Source organism: Cohnella silvisoli, from assembly GCF_021190915.1.
GTDB lineage: Bacteria > Bacillota > Bacilli > Paenibacillales > Paenibacillaceae > Cohnella > Cohnella silvisoli.
This window is the reverse complement of sequence record NZ_JAIOAP010000002.1, coordinates 448,515-471,225: the sequence shown is the minus strand read 5'-3', so window position 1 is coordinate 471,225 and position 22,711 is coordinate 448,515. Positions and strand designations below refer to the sequence as shown.

The window sequence follows — 22,711 nt, the reverse complement described above, 5'->3', positions numbered from 1 at the left end:
GGAGCGGCTCATTTCGACGATGATTAGTTCTTGTGCACGACGGAAATACTAACCCCCAGTTTTTCCAAATCGGCATAAGGATGGATGAGATGTCTTCCGCACAGACTGACTCGAACAGACAAAGGAGCAATAATGATCCCCAACCTACGAACCCCATTTTATTCAGCTTGAAAATCGGTTTTTTCGCCGGCGTTATTTGGGGATTGGTTCGTTGGCTGGAGACGGGATTAAATTTCACGCGGGTATCGCAAGCTTTTCTACTCGACCCTTTCGTTCAAAGAAAGGTATTGGGAGGATTATACTGGCAAACGGCCGGTTTAGTCATGTTTATCGGGATGTCTATGCTGGCTGCGCTGCTATATGTATTGCTCTTAAAGCGCCTTCAGGGGCCCTGGCCGGGAATTTTTTTCGGTGCGGCATGGTGGGGACTCTTTTATGCTTGGGCAGGTCCGGTCATCGGAGCCGTTCCTCCCCTTAACCAAATCGGTTGGAGCAGCTTAACCACTGATTGTTGTTTATTTCTCGTGTGGGGCCTTTTTATCGGGTATAGCATTGCTTTCGAGTTTCATAACGAAGCCGGCCGCGAGCCGACTAAGAAATCCGCGGGAGGAAAGCCGCAAACCTCATCCTGAAATCGAAGAACGTCATTATTCCGCTTCGACCATGCAAACAACCATGCAAACAACCGTTTCCTGAGCGTCCCGCTTATGTTACAATGTCTGGTGAACTTTACCTGCGGTCAAGATCCATTTTAACAGTCTGGGTAAGAAGCCGGAGGCGGGAGGAGAATCGGACATGCTTAGTATTTTGGTAATTAACGGACCGAACCTTAATATGTTGGGCGTTCGCGAGCCGGGCATTTACGGGGCCGTTACGCTGGCGGAAATTGAAGCTAATCTTACCGCTTTGGGTAAGTCTCTCGGTGTCGAATTGCATTTTTTCCAATCGAACCATGAAGGTGCGCTGTTAGACGAAATCCATGCAGCCTACGGCAAACACGACGGAATCCTTATCAATCCCGGAGCATTGACCCATACGAGCTATGCGTTGCGGGACGGGTTGTCGGCCGTTGGTCTTCCCGCAGTCGAAATCCATTTGTCCAATATTCATAAAAGGGAAGCTTTCCGTCATACATCGGTAACCGCGGCAGCTACTCTCGGGCAGATCGCGGGATTCGGGCCGGTTAGCTACGAACTCGGACTTCAAGCGTTGTGCCGTCACATCCAATCGCAGAAATAGGGTCATCATCCATGGTCTTCAATGCCGTTCTACATGAAAGCGAGGTTTAAACCTATGCCTAATCAACGTATTACCCGTCTGCGCGAGCAACTGGCCACCACCCAAGGGAAGGCGCTTCTCGTTACGCATCCGGTTAACAGGCGGTATTTGTCCGGTTTTACGGGGTCTTCCGGCGTTGTTCTCATCACTGCGGATAAGGCGGCGCTCATCACGGATTTTCGTTACCGGGAGCAAGCGCCTCAACAAGCGCAAGGATTTCAAATCGTAGAACACGGAACGGACGTAAATGCGACGGTTGCCGATCTGCTTCGGCAATGGAACGTCGACGTCTTGTTGTTTGAGGAACGGAATGTCACCTTCGCAGCCTATTCCTCCATGGATAAAGCCTTGACTCCCGTCAAGCTGTTACCCTCGGAAGGTATCGTTGAGAAACTGCGAATGATAAAGGATGACGGCGAGCTTGCGATCATGCAAGAGGCTGCGGACTTGGCGGACAGGGCTTTTGTTCATATATTGCGGTACATTAAACCCGGTGCGACCGAAAGTTCAATCGCGCTGGAGCTTGAAATTTTCATGCGTTCCCAAGGCGCCGCAAGCTCCTCCTTCGACACGATTGTCGCATCAGGAGAACGCTCGGCATTGCCGCACGGGGTTGCCAGCGATCGGATCATCGGGCGCGATGAGTTTGTTAAGCTCGATTACGGAGCCTATTACAAAGGATATTGCTCGGATATTACGCGCACCGTCGTCGTGGGCAAACCGAGCGATAAGCATCGCGAAATCTACGAAATCGTGAAGGAAGCCCAGCAATACGCCCTAGACCATCTCGTTCCCGGAATGACGGGAAAAGAAGGGGATGCCTTGACTAGGGATATCATCACAAGGTATGGTTATGGTGAATATTTCGGTCATGGGACGGGACACGGACTCGGGATGGAAATTCATGAGGCGCCCCGGCTATCGTTAACGGGCGACGTCGTTTTGGAACCCGGAATGACGGTAACGGTTGAACCCGGCATCTATCTTCCCGGTTTTGGCGGAGTAAGAATCGAGGACGATATCGTCATTACCGACAAGGGCATCCGAATATTAACGAACTCACCCAAACAGCTAATCGTATTGGACTAATTATGGAGCAATGTCTCTACAGGAGGAGTTATTAAGTGATTTCCGTAAACGAATTTAAGACGGGCTTGACGATCGAAGTGGAAGGCGGTCTATATAACGTACTTGACTTCCAGCATGTTAAACCAGGCAAGGGCGCGGCATTCGTGCGCTCTAAGCTGAAAAACCTCCGCAATGGCAACGTAGTGGAGAAAACGTTCCGCGCGGGAGAGAACGTAGTCCGGGCGCATGTCGAGAACCGTGCGGTTCAGTACCTGTACAACTCGGGTGCGGATTACACGTTCATGGACAATGAAACCTATGACCAGTTCGAGCTGAACAAAAGCCAATTGGAATGGGAAATCAATTTTCTTATCGAGAATATGACGGTTAACATTTCCAGTTATCAAGGAGAAATTATCGGGATCAACATTCCGAACAGCGTCGATCTTAAAGTTATCGAAGCTGAGCCAGGCATTAAAGGGAGCACGGCAACAGGCGCAACGAAAGCCGCTAAGCTTGAAACGGGCTTCTCCGTACAGGTGCCGCTGTTCATTAACGAAGGCGATGTCTTGTCGATTGATACGCGCGAAGGTAAATATATTTCTCGCGCTTAGTTTTTTGCTGGCTGATGAAATCCCCGTTTTTCGCGAAATTTTGCGAAAGCGGGGATTTTTATATTTTTGGGCCAATAGACTTGTGCTATAATATAATGCTGTATGCGGATGTTCTTATGAACGTTTAGAAAAATGCGGTTTTACTTGGGGAGTGACAACCGGTGTCTTTGATAGTCATGAAATTCGGCGGAAGTTCCGTCGGCACCACAGAACGAATGGGTCGCGTCGCGCAGCGGATAATCGAGAAAAAGCTGCAAGGGGACCGTGTCGTCGTTGTCGTGTCGGCAATGGGCGATACTACCGACGATCTTATCGACAAAGCAAACGAGATAAACGATAATCCGCCTTCCCGCGAAATGGATATGCTTCTAACGACGGGCGAACAAATATCCGTTGCGCTCTTGTCGATGGCCATTCATAAGCTTGGTCACGAAGCTAAGTCTTATACGGGTTGGCAGGCGGGAATCGTGACGGAAGACGTCCATGCCAAGGCACGGATCAGCGATATATCGCCGGATAGGGTGTTCGCGGCGTTGAACCAGGGCAGCATCGTTATTGTTGCAGGATTCCAGGGGATGACCGAAAGCGGAGAAATTACGACGCTTGGGCGTGGCGGTTCGGATACGACGGCAGTTGCGCTGGCGGCGGCGATTAAAGCGGACGTTTGCGAAATTTACACGGACGTGGACGGGATTTATTCCACCGATCCCCGCATCGTGAAATGCGCGAGAAAACTGAATGTCATTTCATACGATGAAATGTTGGAATTGGCGCACCTAGGCGCTGCTGTGCTTCATCCGCGCGCGGTTGAGTACGCCAAACATAACAAAGTAAATTTAGTCGTTCGTTCAAGCTTTACGCATAATGAAGGCACGTTGGTGAGGGAGGACGCGGAAATGGAACAGGGCGTAGTCGTAAGGGGAATCGCTTTTGATAAAAATGTAGCCCGCATCAGCGTGCTGGGCGTTGAAGATTTGCCGGGCGTGCTAGCTAAGATGTTCGGGGCGCTCGCTAATCAGGGCATCGACGTGGATATTATCGTGCAAAGCGGCGTGCTGGACGGCAAAGCTGACTTTTCGTTCACGGTATCTTTAGCCGATCGCGGACGCGCTATCGATGTTCTCGCCGGCATTAAAAACGAAGTGCCATACCGCGAAACAACCTATGAAGAAGGACTTGTTAAAGTATCGATCGTAGGTGCGGGTATGGTATCTAATCCTGGCGTTGCCGCCAAAATGTTCGAAGCGATCTCGAACGTCGGCGTTAGCATCAAGCTGGTGAGTACGTCGGAAATCAAAGTTTCATGCGTCATCTCCGCCGAGCCGGTACACGATGTCGTTCGCGCGCTTCATACCGCCTACGGGTTGGATACGGCCGAAACCGCGTTCGTCGGCGGCCCTCAGGATCGTAGATAAGATCAGTTTGATAGAGTTAATGCATAGCTGTTCCTTGAGTCTTCGGACTTGGGGAGCAGTTTTTTATTGATCTCCGCACGCCCTATTTATTTTCCAACAAGCAATTGAATAAGTTTCAGAATAATCGCCGTTATACCGGCAGCCATTAGCGGGCCGACGGGGATTCCGCGGAGCAAAAGAACGCCTACGATCGAACCGACCACGATGCCGACTATCAATTGAGGATCCATTTTAAGCGTATCCAGGCCCCGACTGTTTAGATAGGCGCCTATTGCGCCGCCGGCGAGGGCGACCCAGCCTGTCCAACCGGAAAAAGCGGCCACAATGTCTTTGGGCTGAACCCGGCCGGAAGCGAACGGAACTAAGACGGCTAACGTCAAGAAGAGCAGTCCGAGTTCGATTCCTCTGCGTTCTATTGACGGAAGATAGCGCTCGAGATGCGTTAGCTTGACGATTAATAGTATACAGGCGGCAGTTGTAATGATTGACGATCTTCCAAGCAGCCCGATGACGATAAGCGCAACCAGTACCAACTCTCCGTACATAACGATGACACACCCTTGATTGGATTGTTGGTTTACGATATGGAACAAGCCCCGCGTTTAGAACACGAGGCTTGAGGCGATTACCCTTCTTAGATCATGTAATCCAAGACTTGCACCTTCTGTAAATTGAACGTATCAGAGCGTAATCCCCGTCTCATCGTTTCCAACGTTATGACATCCTGCACCGGGATATTCCCTAGGTGAACATCGGCTCCCAGCGCTTTGATCAAGGAAACCTGCTGTTCTTTAAGCGGGGCTTCCCATAACACGCGATCCAGATTCGGAACCACGTCAAGAATATGCGACAGATCTCCGTCCCTGCAATCTCCGTGCTCATCGAACAAACCGACGCCTATGCCGGATTCCCTTGCCTCAACAGTAACCAGCTCCGCTCCGCATTCCCAATCCTTCTCCGCCGTTAAAGCAAAATCGTCAACGTCGATTCGCGAGCCGAACAGCTTTTTCCCATATTCCGTGTACACTTTAAGTCCTAAGCTTGCCGCGTCCCGAATGAGATCGCTGCGCAGCGAGCGGTTAAGATTAATCGTACCGTCGGAAACTTCGATCCCGGTAAATCCGAGCGTCATAACCTGTCGGAAAAAGCCGGGAACTAAATCGAGCCTCACCGCCGCCTCAAGCAGAGTTCCGCCCGGGATGACCGTAATTCCGTGTTTGATGGCCAATTCGATTTTACTGCGGATAACGGGCAGCGGGTACAAGGGGGACGTACCGAAACCGAATTTAACGATGTCGATGTATTCACCGGACGTGGACAGCAAATCCGCGAAGGCATGTTGACCAAGGCCTTTGTCGATGACCATCGTACAGCCCTTCGTGCGAGGCTTGGCTTGCCTTTGTCCACTTGGATCGCACAAAGCCTGAGGCCATGTGGATCTTGACGCTGTTACTTCCATTTTTTACTCTCCTCGCTTAGTCACAAGGTGGATTTTCACAAGCCAATATATGCGTTCGCCCAATCATTGGTGATCCAATTCAACGCGAAAGCAAGTAATGTTCTTATCACATGAGACAAGTTGTCGGCTAAGCTCGCATAGGTATAGTAACGCAGGTATTGCGCAATTCATTGGATGGGGGAGGAGATCAAATGGATAAAGCGGCTTTCAGCATGGCGATGCTTCGTATACTGTCCGGCAGTATTGAATTAACGGCAGCAATCGTCATGCTTCGGTTGAATGATGTGCAGAAAGCGTTGGCGGTTAACTCCATGCTGGCTTTAGTCGGTCCGCTTGTGCTTATTTCCACCACTGCGATCGGGCTTGTCGGCTTGTCGGACAAGCTTTCTCCGGTCAAATTCGTTTGGATTATGGCAGGGGTGGGTTGTTTGTTAATCGGCATCCTGAGAAAGTAGCTTACGATTCCGTCTTTCGGTCAAGCAGGCATATTCCGACGGTCCAAGCATAAATATGAATCAGCAAAGGACAACTTCTGGCGGAAAGGGGGGGGCGTAGGTGCCGCAACCTTTAATGGAGCTGTTCCCGACTTCCTTGCGTCATGTGCTGGAGCAATTGCCGGCGTTCGTCATGGAGTCGTTGGAAGAGATCCGCATACGTGAAAATAGGCCGCTTGAAATTAGTTATGGAAGCCGGTTTTCATTCGTTCGGGAGGATGGGACGTTAACCGATGAATTTCGGGCGGCTTATGTACCGAGCAAGGAACAATGCCGCGCGCTGCTCGAGCGGGTAACGAACCACTCGGTCTATGCGGTGGAAGAAGAGCTGCGCAGAGGCTACGTCACGGTGCCGGGCGGACATCGCATCGGTTTGGCGGGACGAACGGTACTGGACAAAGGTCTCGTTTCTCACCTGCGGGATATCGCAGGTTTTAACGTGCGCATGGCAAGAGCTCGTATCGGATTCGGCGCTCAGGTATTGCCTGGCTTGTTGGATTTCAAATCGAGAACGATACGCCACACCTTAATCGTCTCTCCGCCCCAGCAAGGGAAAACAACGCTAATTCGGGATATAGCACGTTGTATCAGCTCGGGGGAATGGTGTCATCCCGGAGCGCTCGATTGGGGAAGCCGTAAGGTTGGAATCGTCGATGAACGATCGGAAATAGCCGCAAGCGAAAGAGGCGTTCCGACCTTCGACCTAGGCCCCCGCTGCGACGTATTAGATGCGTGTCCGAAGGCCGAAGGCATCATGATGATGTTGAGATCGTTATCTCCGGAAGTGATCGTGGTCGACGAAATCGGCCGTCCTGAGGACGCGGAAGCCTTAAATGAAGCTATTCATGCAGGCGTTCGGGTATTGGCCACCGCGCACGCCTCCGATTTATCGGATGTATTTGCAAGACCTGTACTGGCAAAACTCGCCGCGGACGGAGTATTCGGCAACTATGTGCTGCTTTCACGAGTTGGAGGGAAGGTGGAGCACCGAATCGTATCTGCCGAGGAGGCGGTTCAGGAAACCTCTCGCCGATACAGCCGTACAATCGGAGCGACTCCGAGGGATGCGCCGTGGGGAACCGCGCTTCCGGTCGCAAGCGTCGTCACCCCCTCGCCTGCGCTCGTAACCGTCAAGGCTCGGCCGATGCCAGCGATTCGATCGCCGGACTTAACGGCTGCAAGAGGGAACGATGATGATTAAATTCGTCGGAATACTTCTCGTATTGTTCGCCGGTACGATGATAGGTTTTGTGCAGGCAGCCCGATTTGCCGCTCGACCGCGGCAGATTCGCCAACTGCTTCATGCCCTGCAGCGTTTGGAAACGGAGATCAGCTACGGTCAAACCCCTTTGCCGGAAGCGTTACTACGAATATCCGGGATGATGCAGCAGCCTTTGACCGCTCTCTTCGCAACCATTTCCAAGTCGCTATCCATAGAATCCGCCGGCTCGGGCGAGACCGTACGGGAATGCTGGGAAAACGCCGTGCTTGCTCATTGGCCTTCGACGGCGATGAAAAACGCGGAAAAAGAAGCGATGCTCAGGCTTGGCGCAACGCTCGGCGGCAGCGGACGCGAAGATCAACTCAAGCATATCCGGCTGGCAATGATTCAATTGCAGGCCGAAGAATCGACCGCTAGGGACGATCAGCAACGATATGAGAAGCTAAGCCGCAGCCTTGGAATGTTAGGCGCCGCCTTGGTCGTCATTCTGATGGTTTAAGATTGGGGATTAGTACTGGGGGCCATAACGATGAACATCGACGTCAGCACCATATTCCAAATCGCCGGTATCGGCATCATCGTGGCGATGATTCATACGGTGTTGAAGCAGATGGGCAAGGAAGATATGGCGCATTGGGTTACTTTAATCGGGTTCGTCGTCGTTTTATTCATGGTCGTGAGGATGCTCAACGATTTATTTCAGGAAATCAAGACGATTTTCCTGTTCCAGTAGGTGAAGCGGGTGGACATTCTCCAGATCGTCGGAATCGGGTTTCTAGCGACCGTATTAATTCTTGTCATCCGGGAACAAAAGCCGATGTTCGCCTATTTGTTAGCCTCGTTCGTCGGGGTTGCCATTTTCCTGGCTTTCGTGGGGAAGATCGACAACGTGATCACCGTGCTGGAAGAGCTTGCGGCGCGTTCGGGTATTCCAACAGTTTATCTCAAGACGATGTTGAAAATTATCGGGATCGCCTACGTCGCGGAGTTCGGGGCGCAAATCGTAAGGGACGCCGGACTCGAAAGCATCGCTTCCAAAATCGAATTTGCCGGTAAAATGCTTATTCTGGTCATGGCGGTGCCCATCATCAGCGTCATCGTCGAAACGGTGCTGAATTTGCTGCCGGCTTGACTGGCATCGCGGACGGAGGGAGAACATGCTTCGACAGACGGGAATAGAGAGACAGCTAATGATCCTGCTGTTTATGCTAATGTTCTTTCTTCCGATGGGAGATTCCCTCGTATACGCAGATTCGAGAATCCCCGATAAAACGGCGACGGAGTCGGGAACGATGGCGCAAGGCAATCTATCGGGCGACTTGGCCAAGCAGCAGAGCGAAGCCGTCGATGTGAGGCAAATTCAGAAGTATTGGAATGATCTGAAAACCGAATACGGCGGTTATTTTCCGGAAGGAAAACTGCCCGAATTGCGCCAATTGATGTTTCCCGAAGGGAAGCAATGGAGCGTCGGACAGGCATTTGGCGGAATTGCCCGGTTTTTCCTCCACGAGGTGCTGTATAGCGGCAAACTCCTGGTAACCATCGTGTTGCTTACGGTGTTCACGATGCTGCTTGAGACGATGCAAAGCGCATTCGAGCGCAATGCGGTCGGCAAAGTCGCTTATGGCATCGCCTACATGGTGCTGATCATATTGGCGGTAAATAGTTTCCGCACGGCGACTTCTTATGCGGGTGACGCGATCCAGAGCATGGTGCAATTCATGCTCGCGATGGTGCCGCTATTGCTTACATTGCTTGCGGGCACGGGAGGAGTCGCTTCCGTAGCGGTGCTGCATCCGCTGATCGTATTCATGATCCATACGGTAGGAACGTTCATTCACCTCGTCGTTTTCCCGTTGCTGTTCTTCTCGGCGGTTCTGCATTTGGTCAGCGCGATTACCGATCGCTATAAAGTGACCCAGCTGGCGAACTTGCTTAGGAACGTCGGGATCGGCGTTCTAGGCATTCTGCTGACGGTATTCCTCGGAGTGCTGTCGGTGCAAGGGGCAACCGGTGCCGTTACCGACGGAGTGGCGCTTAGAACAGCCAAATTCGTAACCGGTAATTTCGTTCCCGTCGTAGGCAAGATGTTCTCGGATGCCGCGGATACCGTCATGTCGGCCAGCCTTCTCGTCAAAAACGCGGTCGGGCTCACCGGGGTCATCGTTTTATTGTTTCTTTGCGCTTTTCCGGCAATTAAGATATTGGCGCTTGCGCTAATCTATAACCTAGCCGGCGCGATCATGCAGCCGTTAGGAGATACTCCGATCGTCCACTGCTTGCAGACGATAGGCAAGACGCTAATCTATGTTTTCGCGGCATTGGCTTCGGTTGGATTGATGTTTTTCTTGGCTGTAACGATTATATTGACCGCAGGCAATGCCGCGCTCATGATTCGCTGACAAGGGAGGTGGGCGCCCGATGGGGTTAATGGAGGGGCTGTCCCACTGGCTTCGCCAAATTATCGCCGTCATCTTGCTTGCTTCGCTCATCGATATGCTGCTGCCGAATCGCACGATGCAGAGGTACGTACGGCTGGTTGCGGGACTTTTTATTCTGATGACCGTAGCGACGCCGATCATGCACTGGATGAAAGGCGACTTCACGACTAAGCTTGCCGAAGGCCTCGATGCGGTTGAACGAACGCCGCAAGAAGGGGCAGAACAATTGGCGATGATCGAGAAAGAAGGAGCCAAGCTGCGCGATAAGCAAAATATCCAAGCTGCCGACTTGGTGTCGGCAAGACTGGAATCCGCCATTCGCAGCGAGGTGGAGCAAAGCGAGAAACGCGGCGTGCGCAAAGTGGACGTCGTTCTGGAGCGGGGCAATGACGGTTCCTTGGCGGTTGCCAAAGTGATTGTTCTCCTGGAGCCCGAACAGGTAGGCGGCGAAAGCAGCCGCGTACGCTCTGCTGCAAAGGAAGTGGATCCGATCGCGGACGTCGATATCCAGATCAAGGTGGATAGCTGGCCTAGCGACGATCACGAGGTGTCGGCTACACCGAAAGTCGAAGGAAACTCAGTGAATGAGAAGGAACTAAATCCGGAGCGCGAAGCTCGCTTGCGGATATCCGCGCTTATCGCAAGTCGCTTCGGGTTTGCGGCTAGCATCGTTGAAGTGAAAACGCCTGTGGCTGCGGATACGGCAAACTCTAACTGACCAGGGGAGGTGCGATGTGGCTAAATGGCTGCAGCAGCTGGAATCGTTCATCGGCGGAGGTTCGGGCGGACCGCGCAGGGTCAAAGCATTCCGGTGGCTAGTGCTGATCGGATTGATCGGCGCCGCCATGGTGCTCGCGGCCTCCCTGATGAACGTCAAGACGGTCGATCCCGAGAAAGATCCGAATCTGTCCCCGCCGCGCGACGAAGATATCCCCCAGCAAGAAACCTTCCTAGGCAGCGGGGATAACAAGGGCAATTCCTTTACGGACATTGAATCCGAGATCGAAGGCCGGTTGAAGGATTTGCTTGAAAGGATAGTCGGGGTAGGTACGGCGGACGTCATGGTTACGGTCGATTCAACGGAGGAAACCGTCGTGCAGCTGAACGAGAAAACGATGTCGCAAATTACCGAAGAAACCGACCGCAACGGTGCGAGCCGGCATATCACCGACATTACGAAGGACGGCCAGGTCGTGTTGTACGAGGTGTCGGGCAGCCAGTCGCCTATCGTCGTTAAGAAGCTGAAACCTCGAATTCGGGGAGTTCTTATCGTAGCGAAGGGCTCCGAGAATCAGACGGTCCACAGGCTCATAGCCGAAGCGGTATCCCGCGGACTCGACGTGCCGATCCATCGGATTTCCGTCGTGCCGCGCAAAACTTGATCGAGCGAGTCGGAAAGCAAGCCCAATTTTACAATCCCGGGAGGAATCGAACAATGAATAACAAACGCCAAACCATTTGGTTGGTATCGATGCTGAGCTTGATGGTTATTTTATCGGCCTACTATCTCTTTACCGAAGACGCGCCTCGTACCGACAATGCAAGCAAAACGCAGCAAACGGATATTCTGAATGCCGGCAAAGTATCGACGACGAATCCGAATGACGTAGAGGTTACGGAAGTGGACCAGAGTACGGACAGCTTGGCAGGAACGCAGAAAGACGGAGCCGTAACCGATATCGCTTCCGGAGATGCCAGCGGTACGGATAAGGAAACCTCGAGCGGTTCCAAGGATGATGAAGCGGTATTGAAGGGGCTGACGAATCAGAAGGGCAACCAATTGCTCGAACAGAAGCTGCTGGATCAGCGGGAAAGCATCAGTAAAAAATCGGAAGATCTCAACGCGATCATCGCCAACACGAAAGTCAGCCAAGAGGAAGCGATCACTGCGGCCGAAGAGCTGAGCCGACTTCAGGATACGGATGAGCGGATTACGAGCTTGCAGGAGAAATTGCTCCAGGACTTCGATAACGCGGTCGTGTCCGAGGAGGATACGAACTTCAAGGTCATCGTTCTGAGCGATAAGCTGGAGAAAAAACAAGCGGTCGGCATCATCGAATTGGCAACCAAAGAGTTAAATGTTACTCCTGATAAAGTAACCGTACAATACGTTCAATAATGCCGTAACTAGGAGCTTATCCACGAGTAGAGCGACATTCTACTTCGCGGATGGCTCCTTGTTTTTTATTCAGTTGTGCTAGAATCTAACGTGTCGCAATTAAGGTGATTTCTCATCGAGATGTCATTGTCGAAGCGCAAGCCTTGTTCCATCGGGACGGTACTCTTTTCAATTCATCCGATTGTGGTATAATAGTTCCGTTGTGGGAACGAACAGGCTTTCTTTAACGGGGAAACCCGAATCAAGGAGTGACCGACATGTTTAAGCTAAGCGAAATTAAAGAATTGATCAAACTGGTAGACCAAACCTCAGTACATGAATTGGAAATTGAGAACGAAGGTATGCGATTGGCAATCCGCAAACCGGGTCGCACTGAAATCGTTAACGTGCAAACCGCCCCCCTTTCTCATACATACCTGCCAACTGCACCGACAGCTCAAGCCGCACCAGTTGCTTCCCAACCGGAAGCGAAAACGGCAGCGGCTGACAATTCCCACCTTCACCGCATCGTATCTCCGATGGTAGGCACCTTTTATCGTTCTCCATCGCCGGATGCGTCTTCATTCGTTAACATCGGAGACAAAGTATCCGACAAAACGGTTGTATGCATCTTGGAAGCGATGAAACTGATGAATCCTTTGGAAGCGGAAGTGAAGGGCGAGATCGTGGACATTCTCGTGGAGAACGGACAGCTCGTCGAATTCGGCCAACCGCTGTTCCTAGTGAAGCCGGAATAATCCCGAGGAGGATTTCACTTTGAAATTTAATAAGATTTTGGTGGCCAATCGCGGCGAAATCGCGGTAAGAATTATCCGCGCATGCCGGGAGCTGGGAATAACCGCGGTAGCGGTTTACTCCGAAGCCGACCGGGAATCGCTGCACGTTCGTTTGGCGGATGAAGCGTATTGTATCGGACCGACTGCGTCCAAGGACAGTTATTTGAACTTAACGAATATTATGAGCGTTGCGACCTTAACGGATTGTGACGCGATCCATCCGGGATACGGATTCCTTTCCGAAAATGCCGATTTCGCGGATATCTGCGAAACTTGCAATATTAGCTTCATCGGTCCTTCTTCGGTAGCGATTAGCCGGATGGGCGACAAATCGGTCGCCAAGCAAACGATGAAGGATGCCGACGTTCCCGTCATTCCAGGCTCGGACGGATTAGTTGAAGACTTGGACGAGGCAATTCGCGTAGCTCGCGAAATCGGCTACCCCGTCATTATCAAAGCGACGGCGGGCGGCGGCGGTCGCGGAATTCGGCTCGCTGAGAATGAAGAAATGCTTATTCGCGAGATTACGACCGCGCAGCAGGAAGCGGAGAAAGCTTTCGGCAACGCGGGCGTATATCTTGAGAAGTATTTAACGGGCATGAAACACGTAGAAATCCAGATTATCGCCGACAAGCACGGTAACGTAGCTCACTTAGGCGAGCGGGACTGCTCCGTGCAACGCCGTCGTCAGAAGCTCGTAGAGGAAGCGCCATGCTCCGTCATGACGCCCGCGCTGCGAGAACGTATGGGTCAAGCTTCGGTAAGAGCGGCTCGCGCGGTGAATTATTCCGGTGCGGGTACCATTGAGTATTTGCTCGGTCCGGACGGTCAATTTTACTTCATGGAGATGAACACCCGTATTCAGGTGGAGCACCCCGTAACGGAAATGATTACGGGCATCGACTTGATCAAAGAGATGATCGCCATTGCCGAAGGAGCGCCGCTTTCCTTTAAGCAGGAAGACGTGAAGTTCGAAGGCTGGGCTATCGAGTGCCGGATCAACGCGGAAGATTCCGAGCGTAATTTCATGCCTTCAGCCGGACGAATCGGTTTTTATTTGCCGCCGGGAGGTCCGGGAGTTCGCGTTGATAGCGCGGCTTATCCGCAATATGTGATCTCTCCCCATTACGACTCTATGATTGCGAAGCTGATCGTATGGGCGCCTACGCGCCATGAAGCGATTGCTAGAGCGCGTCGGGCTTTGAACGAATTTATGGTCGAAGGAGTTAAGACAACGATTCCTTTCCATTTGAAGCTGATGAACCACCCGATTTTCAACAAAGGCACGTTCGATATTAAGTTTCTCGAAGAGCACGACATTAACGGGGATGACGAATCGTCAACCGACAACGAATTCTCGATATAATTTCGGGCCAAGCGTTTGTCATAATTATCCGGGAATGCTATATTTATAAGTAGTGAAGGCGAATGCTCGGACTTACTCAGATTTGTTCCGGGTATGTGGAGGTGGAACTACGCATGGAAACGATAGCCCCGGATTACGAACGGACGGATATGGGCACCATTGAAATCGCCCCGGAAGTCATCGAAGTAATAGCCGGCTTGGCGACAGTGGAAATCGAAGGCGTGGCAGGAATGAGCGGCGGGATTTCGGCCGGTATTGCCGAGTTGCTGGGACGCAAGAATTTGTCTAAAGGCGTGAAAGTGGAAGTCGGACAACGCGAAGCCGCTGTGGACGTATCGATTATTGTTCAATACGGACGCCGGATTCCGGAAATTTCAACGGAAATTCAACGTAACGTCAAACGCTCGATCGAGACGATGACCGGACTTAATGTAGTAGAAGTAAACGTTCATATACACGACGTTCATTTCAAAACGGGCGATAAGCCCGAAGAAGAAGATACCCATGTACGTGTCCGATAATGACGTGACCGCAACCTGATTTCCGCGGTAACGGAACAACCTGCGGTTGCGACGATGGCCCTCTGACGAGAACTTTCCTTCAGGGAAATCTCGCAGAGGTCTTTTCGCAACTGGGGGACATTTACCTATCAGGGAACAGGGAGGGCTCTTACGTTGATTAAAATTTTGGACAGGCTATTGTTGTTTTTGTACAGCGTGGCGATCGGAGCCGCATCCATCGTGGCTATTATCGCCGCAAGCGGCGGATTCTCGCAGAGTTGGATGAAGGAAGTCGTTTCAGATTTTTCGGGCGAAGTAAAAATCGTGCAAGCTTCCGTTATCGGAGCGGCAATTCTCATCTTGCTCATCAGTTTGAGATTTTTTATTCTTTCCGTCCGTCGCGATGGCAGCTCCGCTCCGTCCATTAACCAACGGACCGACCATGGCGACATTCGTATCTCGGTGGAAACGGTTGAGAATTTGGCGCTTAAAGCGGCATCCCGGACGCGCGGAGTTAAAGATTTGCGCGCTCGCGTGAGAGTCGCGGAATCCGGGCTGGAAATTCTTATTCGGGCTTTCGTAGATGGAGAAGGCTCCATTCCAACATTGTCCGAAGAAATGCAGCGCACGGTTTCTCAGCAGATCGAAGAGGCTACCGGTATTCCGGTTGCGGAGGTATCCGTCTTCATCGCGAACGTGACCCATGCACCAACTACCTTTAAGAGCCGTGTAGAATAGGGGGAGAACCACCTATGTGGAAAGTTTGGTGGGAAACCTTCGGTGGAAGAATCGCCGGAGTTGCGGCGGGCCTCTTATTCGGCATTATTTATTTAATTAGCGGTTTCTGGGACATGCTGTTCTGCGCTTTGCTCATTGGCATCGGATATTGGATTGGAAAGCATAAGGACGAACGGCGGGGACCGCTTTTTCCGTGGGAAAGACTGACGGATTGGGTGTCGGACCGCTGGCCTTGGTCGCGATAATCCCTGTGAATGTTCTTGCCCAGGCAGGGACGGCGGAGCTACTTGCTTCGCAGTTTCCGATGGAAAAGAAACTCATGGGTTTTTTTGTTTTTTGTAGCACCATACTACAGTATTAGGTTAGGACGATTAGGCACATTCGGGAGGACTCATGAAACGCAGACTGGCTAGGGAAATCGTGGTACAAAGCTTGTACCAGATAGAGATGAACGGGGTAACCGGCGACGAGGCTGTCGACATTGTGATGGAAGAAGCCCGTCAAGACAACGAAATAGGCGCGGATGTCGCCGAATTGGCGAGCATTGATAGCTTTACGCGCGATTTGGTGCGAGGAATACAAGATAAGAAGGATCTTATCGATCAGAGCCTCGTCGTGTATTTAACGGGGTGGCAGGTGGATCGGCTGTCACGGGTGGATCGGCAAATTCTGCGACTCGCCGTTTTCGAACTGACGTATCGTCAAGATGTTCCGCCTAAGGTCGTAATTAACGAAGCGATTGAACTCGCCAAACATTTCGGCTTGGAAGAGAACGGGAAATTCGTAAACGGGGTTCTTGGACGGATGTTGCGGGAGAGAGAAGAAAACCAGCCGCAGGGGGATGACAAGCAATGAGCGCACAAATCATTTACGGAAAAAGTATTTCGGATTCGATTCGCCAAGAATTGCTGCATGAGGTTGAGACGTTTAAGTCTAAGGGCATTACGCCGGGTCTTGTCGTTATTCTAGTCGGGGAAGATCCGGCTTCCCAAGTGTACGTGAGAAACAAAGCCAAAGCCTGCGAGCAGCTCGGGTATTATTCCGAGGTCGTCAGAGTTCCTGCAGAGACGACGCAGGACGAGCTATTAGAGCTGATTAAGAAATATAACACGCAAGAGAATATCAATGGCATACTCGTGCAGCTACCTCTTCCGAAGCATATCGAAGAGAAGGCGATCATCGATGCGATTTCGGTTGAGAAAGACGTAGACGGATTCCATCCGGAGAACGTCGGCAACCTGATGATCGGCGATGACGCGTTGCTGCCATGTACCCCATCCGGCGTTATCGAGTTGCTTAAGAGGACGGGAAACCATCCTGCCGGCAAACATGCGGTCGTTATCGGAAGAAGCAATATCGTAGGCAAACCCGTGGCGATGCTGCTTCTTAGGGAAAATGCAACGGTTACGATCTGTCATTCCCGTACCCAGAACATTGAGGAGATGGCACGACAAGCGGACATTCTCGTCGTCGCCGTGGGCATTCCGAAGCTAGTGAAAAAGGATTGGGTTAAGCCGGGAGCCGTCGTCATCGATGTCGGGGTCAATCGTTTGCCCGATGGCAAATTGTGCGGCGATGTCGATTATGACGATGTGCTCGATGTAGCCGGTTGGGTAACTCCCGTTCCGGGCGGAGTCGGACCGATGACCATCACGATGCTGATGGCTAACACCTTGAAGTCCGCGAAGCGGGCTCACGAGTAGAAAGGAGCCAATCGATGGAACCGGCACGCGCGATAAGCATACGCGATATCAACCGCCTCATTAAGATGAAACTTGAAGGCGACTCCGGGCTCCAAGACATCTGGCTGCGAGGCGAAATTTCCAATTTCACCTTCCATTCCAGCGGGCATATGTATTTTACGCTGAAGGACGAAGGCTCAAGACTCAAATGCATCATGTTTGCCTCCTACAACCAACGGCTTCCTTTTGCCCCTAAGGACGGGATGAAAGTGTTGGCTCGCGGAGGCATCTCTGTATACGAAAGAGACGGGCAATATCAATTCTACGCAACGGCAATGCAGCCGGACGGTATCGGAAGTCTCTATCTCGCGTTCGAGCAACTAAAGAAAAAGCTAGAGTTGGAAGGTTTGTTCCGCGAGGAAATCAAACGATCTATTCCGCGCTTTCCACGCACGATAGGCGTCATCACTTCGCCGACCGGAGCAGCCGTGCGGGACATACTTATCACTCTTGAACGCCGGAATCCAACCGTTAACGTATTGTTATATCCCGTATCCGTACAAGGGGCTAATGCGGCACCTTCAATCGTTAAAGCGATTCAGTCGATGAATAGAATGGCTGAGGTCGACTTGCTCATTGTTGGCCGAGGCGGCGGTTCCTTGGAGGAGCTTTGGGCATTTAATGAAGAAGCGGTGGCGAGGGCGGTTCGAGCATCCGCGATACCCGTCATCTCAGCGGTCGGACACGAGACTGACTTCACGATTTCCGATTTTGCCGCGGACTTGCGGGCACCGACACCGACGGCAGCAGCCGAAATTGCTGTCCGGCATACCGGGGAATTAAAGCAAGGACTTGTTCATCTTGAGCAGAAAATGGCGAAATCGCTAAGCTTTATGCTCGGCAGAGCGAGAGAGCGTTGGCAGCATGCGGCGAGGTCGCCTTATTTTACGCAACCGAGACGCAGTCTGCTCGTCCAAGCCGAGCGGCTTGATCGGCTGCGCGATACGCTTCAGTACCGGATGATTGCCGGGCATGCAAGGGCGAAAGAAAGACTCTCTCGCTTAAGCGGAAGGCTGAATGCGGTTAACCCCAGTCAACAGGCTGCATTTGCTCGCAAACGCATCACTTCCGCCACGCGGGGACTGGAATTGGCTATGGGCGGAATCGTACGTCAACGTCAAAGCCAATTCGGTTCGATCGTCCGCCATTTAGATGCTCTGAGCCCGCTTAAAGTGATGGCGCGCGGATACAGTCTTGTCTACGACGAGCAAGAGAAAATGCTTATTCGCACAATTAACGAAGTCCAACCTGGCGATCTGATTCATGTGCGTTTAGCCGACGGTAAATTGGATTGTCAAATATGGGGTATTCATGGGGAGGAGCAATCAAATGGCTAAGAACGGCTCGATTGACAACTCTGCGAAGGAAACCGGCGTTCCCGCGATTTCTTTCGAACAAGCGATGGAAACGCTGGAAGCGATCGTCGTCAAGCTGGAAAGCGGGGATGTACCGCTGGAAACGGCTATCGAGCTGTTCCAGGAAGGCATGTCTCTCTCCAAATTATGCGGACAGAAGCTAGAGCAGGTGGAACGTCGGATCGAGATGCTGGTGGAAGGCGAAGGCGGAATGCAGCGCAAGCCATTCACGGCGTCGAAAGAAGAAGCGTCCGGAGATAAAGGGGTATAGTCGTGATAACTTCAGTTGAGCTCAACACATATATGCAACTGCAGCGCGAAAAAGTGGAAGCGGCTTTGCAGTCGGTATTTCCAATGGACTGGGCAATACCGGGGACGCTGAGCGAGGCGATGAATTATTCGCTTCTTGCAGGCGGTAAACGTTTGCGACCCATTCTCGTTCTTGCAGCGGCGGAAGCCGTGGCTGGCCAAGAAACAGCAGCAGATAGGGCTATGTTATTCGCCTGCGCGGTGGAAATGATCCATACCTATTCGCTTATCCACGACGATTTGCCGGCGATGGATAACGATGACTTCCGTCGCGGCCGTCAAACGAATCATAAAGTGTTCGGCGAAGCGATGGCGATCTTGGCCGGTGATGGGTTGTTAACGCATGCCTTTCACGTTGCGGCTCAAGCCGCTTCAAGGGGAGTACCCGCGGAGCGGGTTTTGGCTGTTGTTGGGGAGCTTTCTAGATACGCGGGCCCTACGGGCATGGTCGGCGGACAAGTCGATGACATGTTGGGCGAACAAGGATTAACTTCCCTTGAGCAGTTGGAAAATATCCATTTGCATAAGACAAGCGATCTAATCGCGTTCTCGCTTAGAGCGGGCGGGCATGCGGCGGAAGCCGACGATAAACAGCTTCACGCATATGGGTTATTCGGTCGAAACGTCGGCCTTGCATTTCAAATCCAAGATGACATTCTTGACCTAACCGGCAACGAAGCGAAGCTGGGCAAACCGGTCAAAAGCGATGAACGACAAGAGAAAGTGACCTATCCGTATTTACTTGGATTGGATGAAAGTCGCAAACGCGTCGCCGAGCTAACCAGAGAAGCGAATGAGACACTGCTGCAGGCGGGGTTGGCAAAACCTGAACCCTTAATCGGAATCGCCGAATATTTGCTGAACAGAGATCATTAACCCTAGACAACCCTCCACGGTTATTGTTTGGGCATTGTTTGGGGATATGGTATAATAGCGGTAATATCCTTTTGGGGAAAGCGGGGAACAATACTTGCTGCTCGAGCATATCGACAGTCCTACCGACTTAAAGAAATTAACGTTACCCGAGCTTCCTCAGTTGGCGGAAGAGATTCGTCACTTCTTAATTCAGAAATTATCTGCTACCGGAGGCCATCTTGCGCCGAATTTAGGCGTTGTGGAGCTTACGCTGGCGTTGCATTATTTGTATAACAGCCCGCAAGATAAATTCATCTTCGACGTTGGACACCAAGCCTACGTGCATAAGATGTTAACCGGGCGCAAAGAACGTTTCGACACCTTAAGGCAGAAAAACGGATTGTGCGGATTCGTTAAGCGCAACGAAAGCGAGCACGACGTATGGGAAGCCGGACATAGCAGTACCTCTTTGTCCGCAGCGATGGGGATGGCTTTGGCGCGCGATCTTAAAGGTGAAGCGAACAAGGTAATTGCCATCATCGGCGATGGTGCGCTTACGGGCGGCATGGCGCTTGAAGCGTTGAACCATATCGGCCATGAGAAACGCAATTTGATGGTCGTGCTTAACGATAACGAAATGTCCATCGCTCCTAACGTAGGCGCGATTCATAATTATTTAGGAAAAGTTAGATCCGAGAAAATATATCGCAAAGCAAAAGACGAGCTCGATTGGCTGCTTCGCAAAGTTCCGGCCATCGGCGGGAAACTCGCACGTACGGCCGATCGGGTGAAAGACAGCCTGAAATACCTCGTCGCGCCAGACGGAATGCTGTTCGAGGAATTCGGTCTGAAATATTTCGGCCCCGTAGACGGCCATGATATTAACAAATTAATCGAGGCATTCAAACAAGCCGACAACGTGGACGGTCCCGTTCTCGTTCATGTATTGACCGTGAAAGGAAAAGGCTATTCCCCCGCGGAAGCCGATTCTCATAAGTGGCATGGAATAACGGGCTCGTACAAGATCGAATCCGGTCAAGTGGTCAAACCTGTCGGTCCTCCGATGTACACCGAGGTATTCGGCAACACCTTGATTGAGCTTGCCGAGCAAGATAAACGGATAATCGCGGTAACGCCTGCGATGCCCGGCGGCTCAGGTTTGTTGAAGTTCGCTGAGAAATTCCCCGACAGAATGTTCGATGTGGGGATTGCCGAACAGCATGCGGCTACGATGTCGGCGGCGCTTGCCATGGAAGGGATGAAGCCGGTTTTCGCGGTATACTCCACTTTCTTGCAGCGTGCTTACGACCAAGTCGTGCATGATATTTGCCGGCAGAATCTGAATGTCATCTTCGCCATCGACCGGGCTGGATTCGTCGGTGCCGACGGTGAAACCCATCAAGGCGTTTACGATATCGCTTTTCTAAGGCATATCCCTAATATGGCGATTATGATGCCGAAAGACGAGAACGAATTAAGAAATATGCTGAAGACGGCAATTAACTATGACGATGGTCCAATCGCAGTTCGTTATCCACGTATATCCGGAACCGGTGCCGCATTTGATGACGTAATGACTCCGATCGAGATCGGTACTTGGGAAACGGTACGCGAGGGAGATTACGCGGCGGTATTGGCAATCGGACCGATGGTTCAAGTTGCCGAGGAAGCGGCCGAATTATTGAAACGCGAAGGAATTAACGTTCGCGTCGTTAATGCCAGATTCGTCAAACCGTTGGACGAAAAAATGCTGCTTGCGATGGCCAAGGAACGGATCCCGTTAATGGTTATTGAAGAAGGGGCGGTCCTAGGCGGTTTAGGAAGCGCCGTTCTAGAGTTTTATACGTTAAAAGGGATACAGCCAGTGTCCATCCATATTGCCGGCGTTCCCGATATTTTCGTCGAGCATGCCACGATCAAGGAACAACGCGCGGAAAGCGGTCTGACGGCTGATGCAATCGCTAAACAGCTGGCATCGCTTCCGGTACGGAAAAGGCAAAGGGCCACTTAATGGAGAAGACGACTGCAACGAAAGAGCGGCTGGATGTACTGCTGCTTGAGCTTGGTTATTACGAAAGCAGGGAAAAAGCCAAGGCGGCGATCATGGCCGGTTTGGTGCTCGTAGGGACAGAGCGCGTCGACAAAGCAGGCACGAAAGTGTCTCGCGACGCGGCAATAATGGTCAAAGGCGCGCTTCATCCCTATGTAAGCCGAGGCGGATTAAAGCTTGAGAAGGCGATCAAACATTTCGGCTTGGATTTGCAGAATGCCGTCATGTTGGACATCGGCGCATCGACCGGGGGTTTTACCGACTGCGCCTTGCAGAATGGGGCGTCCCGGGTGTATGCTGTCGATGTTGGCTACAACCAGTTAGATTGGTCCTTGCGGCAGGACAAGCGCGTGCAAGTGCTCGAGCGGACGAACTTCCGGCATATGACATTAGAGCAATTGGATGGGCCTAGGCCGGGGTTTGCGACGATCGATGTATCGTTTATCTCCTTAAAACTTATTTTGCCGGTTCTCGCGGGTTTATTGGAGCGAGGCGGCTACACCGTCGCGCTTATAAAGCCGCAATTCGAGGCAGGAAGAGAACATGTCGGCAAATCAGGCGTAATTCGGGATTCGGCGATCCATGCCAGCGTATTGCGCGAAGTACTGACGAATGCGAACGAGTTTGGTTTTGAGCTAAAGGGGCTTACTTACTCTCCGATAACCGGCGGGGAAGGGAATATCGAATTTCTCGCTTACTGGCGATTGTCGGAACAAGCGACCGCATTGCCGGAATTCGTCGCTGTTGATTTGTCCAAGCTTATTAAAGATACCGTAGATGAAGCGGCTTTAACTTTTCGTCGAAGCCAGTAACAATAAATAAAAGTAATTGCCCGGTTGTGCCCGGAGCTGCCGAAGAACGGCCGGAGAAACGAACCGGATCGGACTGGCCTGCTTCGGGTTTTTGCTTG

28 protein-coding genes are annotated in these 22,711 nt (G+C 51.8%); 26 read left to right on the top strand and 2 right to left on the bottom strand.

The genetic code is table 11. The annotated features are described in order from the left end of the window. Positions 1-89 precede the first annotated feature (89 nt). From K7P76_RS05835 to K7P76_RS05815, 5 genes are all read left to right on the top strand, one after another. Complete coding sequence (locus tag K7P76_RS05835; protein ID WP_232184210.1) at positions 90-632, top strand: YqhR family membrane protein; 543 nt, start codon at positions 90-92, stop codon at positions 630-632. Positions 633-795: 163 nt separating this feature from the next. Further along, complete coding sequence (gene aroQ / locus K7P76_RS05830; RefSeq protein WP_232184209.1) at positions 796-1,239, top strand: type II 3-dehydroquinate dehydratase; 444 nt, start codon at positions 796-798, stop codon at positions 1,237-1,239. Between the two features lie 54 nt (positions 1,240-1,293). Further along, on the top strand, positions 1,294-2,367 hold the full coding sequence (locus tag K7P76_RS05825) for a M24 family metallopeptidase (RefSeq protein WP_232184208.1): 1,074 nt from the start codon (positions 1,294-1,296) through the stop codon (positions 2,365-2,367). A 35-nt stretch (positions 2,368-2,402) separates the two neighbouring features. Next, the gene (gene efp, locus K7P76_RS05820; protein ID WP_232184207.1) at positions 2,403-2,960 is read left to right on the top strand and encodes an elongation factor P; all 558 of its coding nucleotides are present in this window, start codon (positions 2,403-2,405) and stop codon (positions 2,958-2,960) included. A 161-nt stretch (positions 2,961-3,121) separates the two neighbouring features. Continuing rightward, entirely contained in the window at positions 3,122-4,375 is a 1,254-nt protein-coding gene (locus K7P76_RS05815; RefSeq protein ID WP_232184206.1) for an aspartate kinase, read from the top strand. Between the two features lie 86 nt (positions 4,376-4,461). Here the strand turns inward: K7P76_RS05815 and K7P76_RS05810 are convergent, their stop codons facing one another. After that, positions 4,462-4,920 (bottom strand): DUF441 domain-containing protein, encoded by a 459-nt coding sequence (locus K7P76_RS05810; protein WP_232184205.1) that lies wholly within the window; start codon positions 4,918-4,920, stop codon positions 4,462-4,464. Between the two features lie 89 nt (positions 4,921-5,009). Next, positions 5,010-5,834, bottom strand: coding sequence for a phosphosulfolactate synthase (comA, locus tag K7P76_RS05805; RefSeq protein WP_232184203.1), 825 nt, complete (start codon positions 5,832-5,834; stop codon positions 5,010-5,012). A gap of 191 nt (positions 5,835-6,025) precedes the next feature. Between comA and K7P76_RS05800 the strand changes: the two genes are divergently transcribed. The 21 genes from K7P76_RS05800 (at position 6,026) to K7P76_RS05700 (ending at position 22,613) form a co-directional block, all read left to right on the top strand. Continuing rightward, on the top strand, positions 6,026-6,289 hold the full coding sequence (locus K7P76_RS05800; RefSeq protein ID WP_232184202.1) for a YqhV family protein: 264 nt from the start codon (positions 6,026-6,028) through the stop codon (positions 6,287-6,289). 100 nt (positions 6,290-6,389) lie between these two features. Then, positions 6,390-7,529, top strand: coding sequence for a stage III sporulation protein AA (gene spoIIIAA, locus K7P76_RS05795; protein ID WP_232184201.1), 1,140 nt, complete (start codon positions 6,390-6,392; stop codon positions 7,527-7,529). Then, positions 7,522-8,049, top strand: coding sequence for a stage III sporulation protein SpoIIIAB (gene spoIIIAB, locus K7P76_RS05790; protein WP_232184475.1), 528 nt, complete (start codon positions 7,522-7,524; stop codon positions 8,047-8,049). The genes spoIIIAA and spoIIIAB overlap by 8 nt, the downstream gene beginning before the upstream one ends. 30 nt (positions 8,050-8,079) lie before the next feature. Further along, positions 8,080-8,283, top strand: a complete 204-nt coding sequence (spoIIIAC, locus tag K7P76_RS05785) for a stage III sporulation protein AC (RefSeq protein ID WP_232184200.1) — start codon at positions 8,080-8,082, stop codon at positions 8,281-8,283. Positions 8,284-8,292: 9 nt separating this feature from the next. After that, complete coding sequence (gene spoIIIAD, locus K7P76_RS05780; protein WP_232184199.1) at positions 8,293-8,682, top strand: stage III sporulation protein AD; 390 nt, start codon at positions 8,293-8,295, stop codon at positions 8,680-8,682. 25 nt (positions 8,683-8,707) lie between these two features. Beyond that, positions 8,708-9,952 (top strand): stage III sporulation protein AE, encoded by a 1,245-nt coding sequence (spoIIIAE, locus tag K7P76_RS05775; protein WP_232184198.1) that lies wholly within the window; start codon positions 8,708-8,710, stop codon positions 9,950-9,952. 19 nt (positions 9,953-9,971) lie between these two features. Then, the gene (gene spoIIIAF, locus K7P76_RS05770; protein WP_232184197.1) at positions 9,972-10,709 is read left to right on the top strand and encodes a stage III sporulation protein AF; all 738 of its coding nucleotides are present in this window, start codon (positions 9,972-9,974) and stop codon (positions 10,707-10,709) included. Positions 10,710-10,725: 16 nt separating this feature from the next. Then, positions 10,726-11,373, top strand: a complete 648-nt coding sequence (gene spoIIIAG, locus K7P76_RS05765; RefSeq protein ID WP_232184196.1) for a stage III sporulation protein AG — start codon at positions 10,726-10,728, stop codon at positions 11,371-11,373. A gap of 53 nt (positions 11,374-11,426) precedes the next feature. Beyond that, positions 11,427-12,110 (top strand): SpoIIIAH-like family protein, encoded by a 684-nt coding sequence (locus K7P76_RS05760; protein WP_232184195.1) that lies wholly within the window; start codon positions 11,427-11,429, stop codon positions 12,108-12,110. Positions 12,111-12,367: 257 nt separating this feature from the next. Beyond that, on the top strand, positions 12,368-12,847 hold the full coding sequence (accB, locus tag K7P76_RS05755; RefSeq protein ID WP_232184194.1) for an acetyl-CoA carboxylase biotin carboxyl carrier protein: 480 nt from the start codon (positions 12,368-12,370) through the stop codon (positions 12,845-12,847). A 19-nt stretch (positions 12,848-12,866) separates the two neighbouring features. Continuing rightward, complete coding sequence (gene accC, locus K7P76_RS05750) at positions 12,867-14,252, top strand: acetyl-CoA carboxylase biotin carboxylase subunit (protein WP_232184192.1); 1,386 nt, start codon at positions 12,867-12,869, stop codon at positions 14,250-14,252. Between the two features lie 113 nt (positions 14,253-14,365). Further along, complete coding sequence (locus tag K7P76_RS05745; RefSeq protein ID WP_232184190.1) at positions 14,366-14,773, top strand: Asp23/Gls24 family envelope stress response protein; 408 nt, start codon at positions 14,366-14,368, stop codon at positions 14,771-14,773. Between the two features lie 153 nt (positions 14,774-14,926). Further along, positions 14,927-15,490 carry an alkaline shock response membrane anchor protein AmaP gene (gene amaP / locus K7P76_RS05740; RefSeq protein WP_232184189.1) on the top strand — a complete coding sequence of 188 codons (564 nt, stop codon included), beginning with the start codon at positions 14,927-14,929 and terminating at the stop codon, positions 15,488-15,490. Between the two features lie 14 nt (positions 15,491-15,504). After that, the gene (locus K7P76_RS05735; RefSeq protein WP_232184188.1) at positions 15,505-15,735 is read left to right on the top strand and encodes a DUF2273 domain-containing protein; all 231 of its coding nucleotides are present in this window, start codon (positions 15,505-15,507) and stop codon (positions 15,733-15,735) included. A gap of 148 nt (positions 15,736-15,883) precedes the next feature. After that, positions 15,884-16,345, top strand: coding sequence for a transcription antitermination factor NusB (nusB, locus tag K7P76_RS05730; RefSeq protein WP_232184187.1), 462 nt, complete (start codon positions 15,884-15,886; stop codon positions 16,343-16,345). Then, positions 16,342-17,193 (top strand): bifunctional methylenetetrahydrofolate dehydrogenase/methenyltetrahydrofolate cyclohydrolase FolD, encoded by an 852-nt coding sequence (gene folD / locus K7P76_RS05725; RefSeq protein WP_232184186.1) that lies wholly within the window; start codon positions 16,342-16,344, stop codon positions 17,191-17,193. Before nusB ends, folD begins: the two co-directional genes overlap by 4 nt. A 14-nt stretch (positions 17,194-17,207) precedes the next feature. Beyond that, entirely contained in the window at positions 17,208-18,569 is a 1,362-nt protein-coding gene (xseA, locus tag K7P76_RS05720) for an exodeoxyribonuclease VII large subunit (RefSeq protein WP_232184185.1), read from the top strand. Next, positions 18,562-18,858, top strand: coding sequence for an exodeoxyribonuclease VII small subunit (gene xseB / locus K7P76_RS05715; protein WP_232184184.1), 297 nt, complete (start codon positions 18,562-18,564; stop codon positions 18,856-18,858). Before xseA ends, xseB begins: the two co-directional genes overlap by 8 nt. Before the next feature lie 32 nt (positions 18,859-18,890). After that, positions 18,891-19,772: a polyprenyl synthetase family protein gene (locus tag K7P76_RS05710; RefSeq protein ID WP_232184474.1), complete on the top strand. Its 882-nt coding sequence runs from the start codon at positions 18,891-18,893 to the stop codon at positions 19,770-19,772. A 94-nt stretch (positions 19,773-19,866) separates the two neighbouring features. Next, on the top strand, positions 19,867-21,762 hold the full coding sequence (gene dxs, locus K7P76_RS05705; RefSeq protein ID WP_232184183.1) for a 1-deoxy-D-xylulose-5-phosphate synthase: 1,896 nt from the start codon (positions 19,867-19,869) through the stop codon (positions 21,760-21,762). After that, on the top strand, positions 21,762-22,613 hold the full coding sequence (locus K7P76_RS05700) for a TlyA family RNA methyltransferase (protein WP_232184182.1): 852 nt from the start codon (positions 21,762-21,764) through the stop codon (positions 22,611-22,613). The genes dxs and K7P76_RS05700 overlap by 1 nt, the downstream gene beginning before the upstream one ends. Positions 22,614-22,711 lie beyond the last annotated feature (98 nt).

Excerpts from the sequence above, each read along its gene's own strand:
- K7P76_RS05835 (WP_232184210.1), top strand. The coding sequence starts at position 90 with ATGTCTTCCGCACAGACTGACTCGAACAGACAAAGGAGCAATAATGAT.
- aroQ (WP_232184209.1), top strand. The coding sequence starts at position 796 with ATGCTTAGTATTTTGGTAATTAACGGACCGAACCTTAATATGTTGGGC.
- K7P76_RS05825 (WP_232184208.1), top strand. The coding sequence starts at position 1,294 with ATGCCTAATCAACGTATTACCCGTCTGCGCGAGCAACTGGCCACCACC.
- K7P76_RS05810 (WP_232184205.1), bottom strand. The coding sequence starts at position 4,920 with ATGTACGGAGAGTTGGTACTGGTTGCGCTTATCGTCATCGGGCTGCTT.
- comA (WP_232184203.1), bottom strand. The coding sequence starts at position 5,834 with ATGGAAGTAACAGCGTCAAGATCCACATGGCCTCAGGCTTTGTGCGAT.
- K7P76_RS05800 (WP_232184202.1), top strand. The coding sequence starts at position 6,026 with ATGGATAAAGCGGCTTTCAGCATGGCGATGCTTCGTATACTGTCCGGC.
- spoIIIAB (WP_232184475.1), top strand. The coding sequence starts at position 7,522 with ATGATTAAATTCGTCGGAATACTTCTCGTATTGTTCGCCGGTACGATG.
- spoIIIAC (WP_232184200.1), top strand. The coding sequence starts at position 8,080 with ATGAACATCGACGTCAGCACCATATTCCAAATCGCCGGTATCGGCATC.
- spoIIIAE (WP_232184198.1), top strand. The coding sequence starts at position 8,708 with ATGCTTCGACAGACGGGAATAGAGAGACAGCTAATGATCCTGCTGTTT.
- spoIIIAF (WP_232184197.1), top strand. The coding sequence starts at position 9,972 with ATGGGGTTAATGGAGGGGCTGTCCCACTGGCTTCGCCAAATTATCGCC.
- K7P76_RS05760 (WP_232184195.1), top strand. The coding sequence starts at position 11,427 with ATGAATAACAAACGCCAAACCATTTGGTTGGTATCGATGCTGAGCTTG.
- accB (WP_232184194.1), top strand. The coding sequence starts at position 12,368 with ATGTTTAAGCTAAGCGAAATTAAAGAATTGATCAAACTGGTAGACCAA.
- K7P76_RS05745 (WP_232184190.1), top strand. The coding sequence starts at position 14,366 with ATGGAAACGATAGCCCCGGATTACGAACGGACGGATATGGGCACCATT.
- K7P76_RS05735 (WP_232184188.1), top strand. The coding sequence starts at position 15,505 with ATGTGGAAAGTTTGGTGGGAAACCTTCGGTGGAAGAATCGCCGGAGTT.
- nusB (WP_232184187.1), top strand. The coding sequence starts at position 15,884 with ATGAAACGCAGACTGGCTAGGGAAATCGTGGTACAAAGCTTGTACCAG.
- folD (WP_232184186.1), top strand. The coding sequence starts at position 16,342 with ATGAGCGCACAAATCATTTACGGAAAAAGTATTTCGGATTCGATTCGC.
- xseA (WP_232184185.1), top strand. The coding sequence starts at position 17,208 with ATGGAACCGGCACGCGCGATAAGCATACGCGATATCAACCGCCTCATT.
- xseB (WP_232184184.1), top strand. The coding sequence starts at position 18,562 with ATGGCTAAGAACGGCTCGATTGACAACTCTGCGAAGGAAACCGGCGTT.
- K7P76_RS05710 (WP_232184474.1), top strand. The coding sequence starts at position 18,891 with ATGCAACTGCAGCGCGAAAAAGTGGAAGCGGCTTTGCAGTCGGTATTT.
- K7P76_RS05700 (WP_232184182.1), top strand. The coding sequence starts at position 21,762 with ATGGAGAAGACGACTGCAACGAAAGAGCGGCTGGATGTACTGCTGCTT.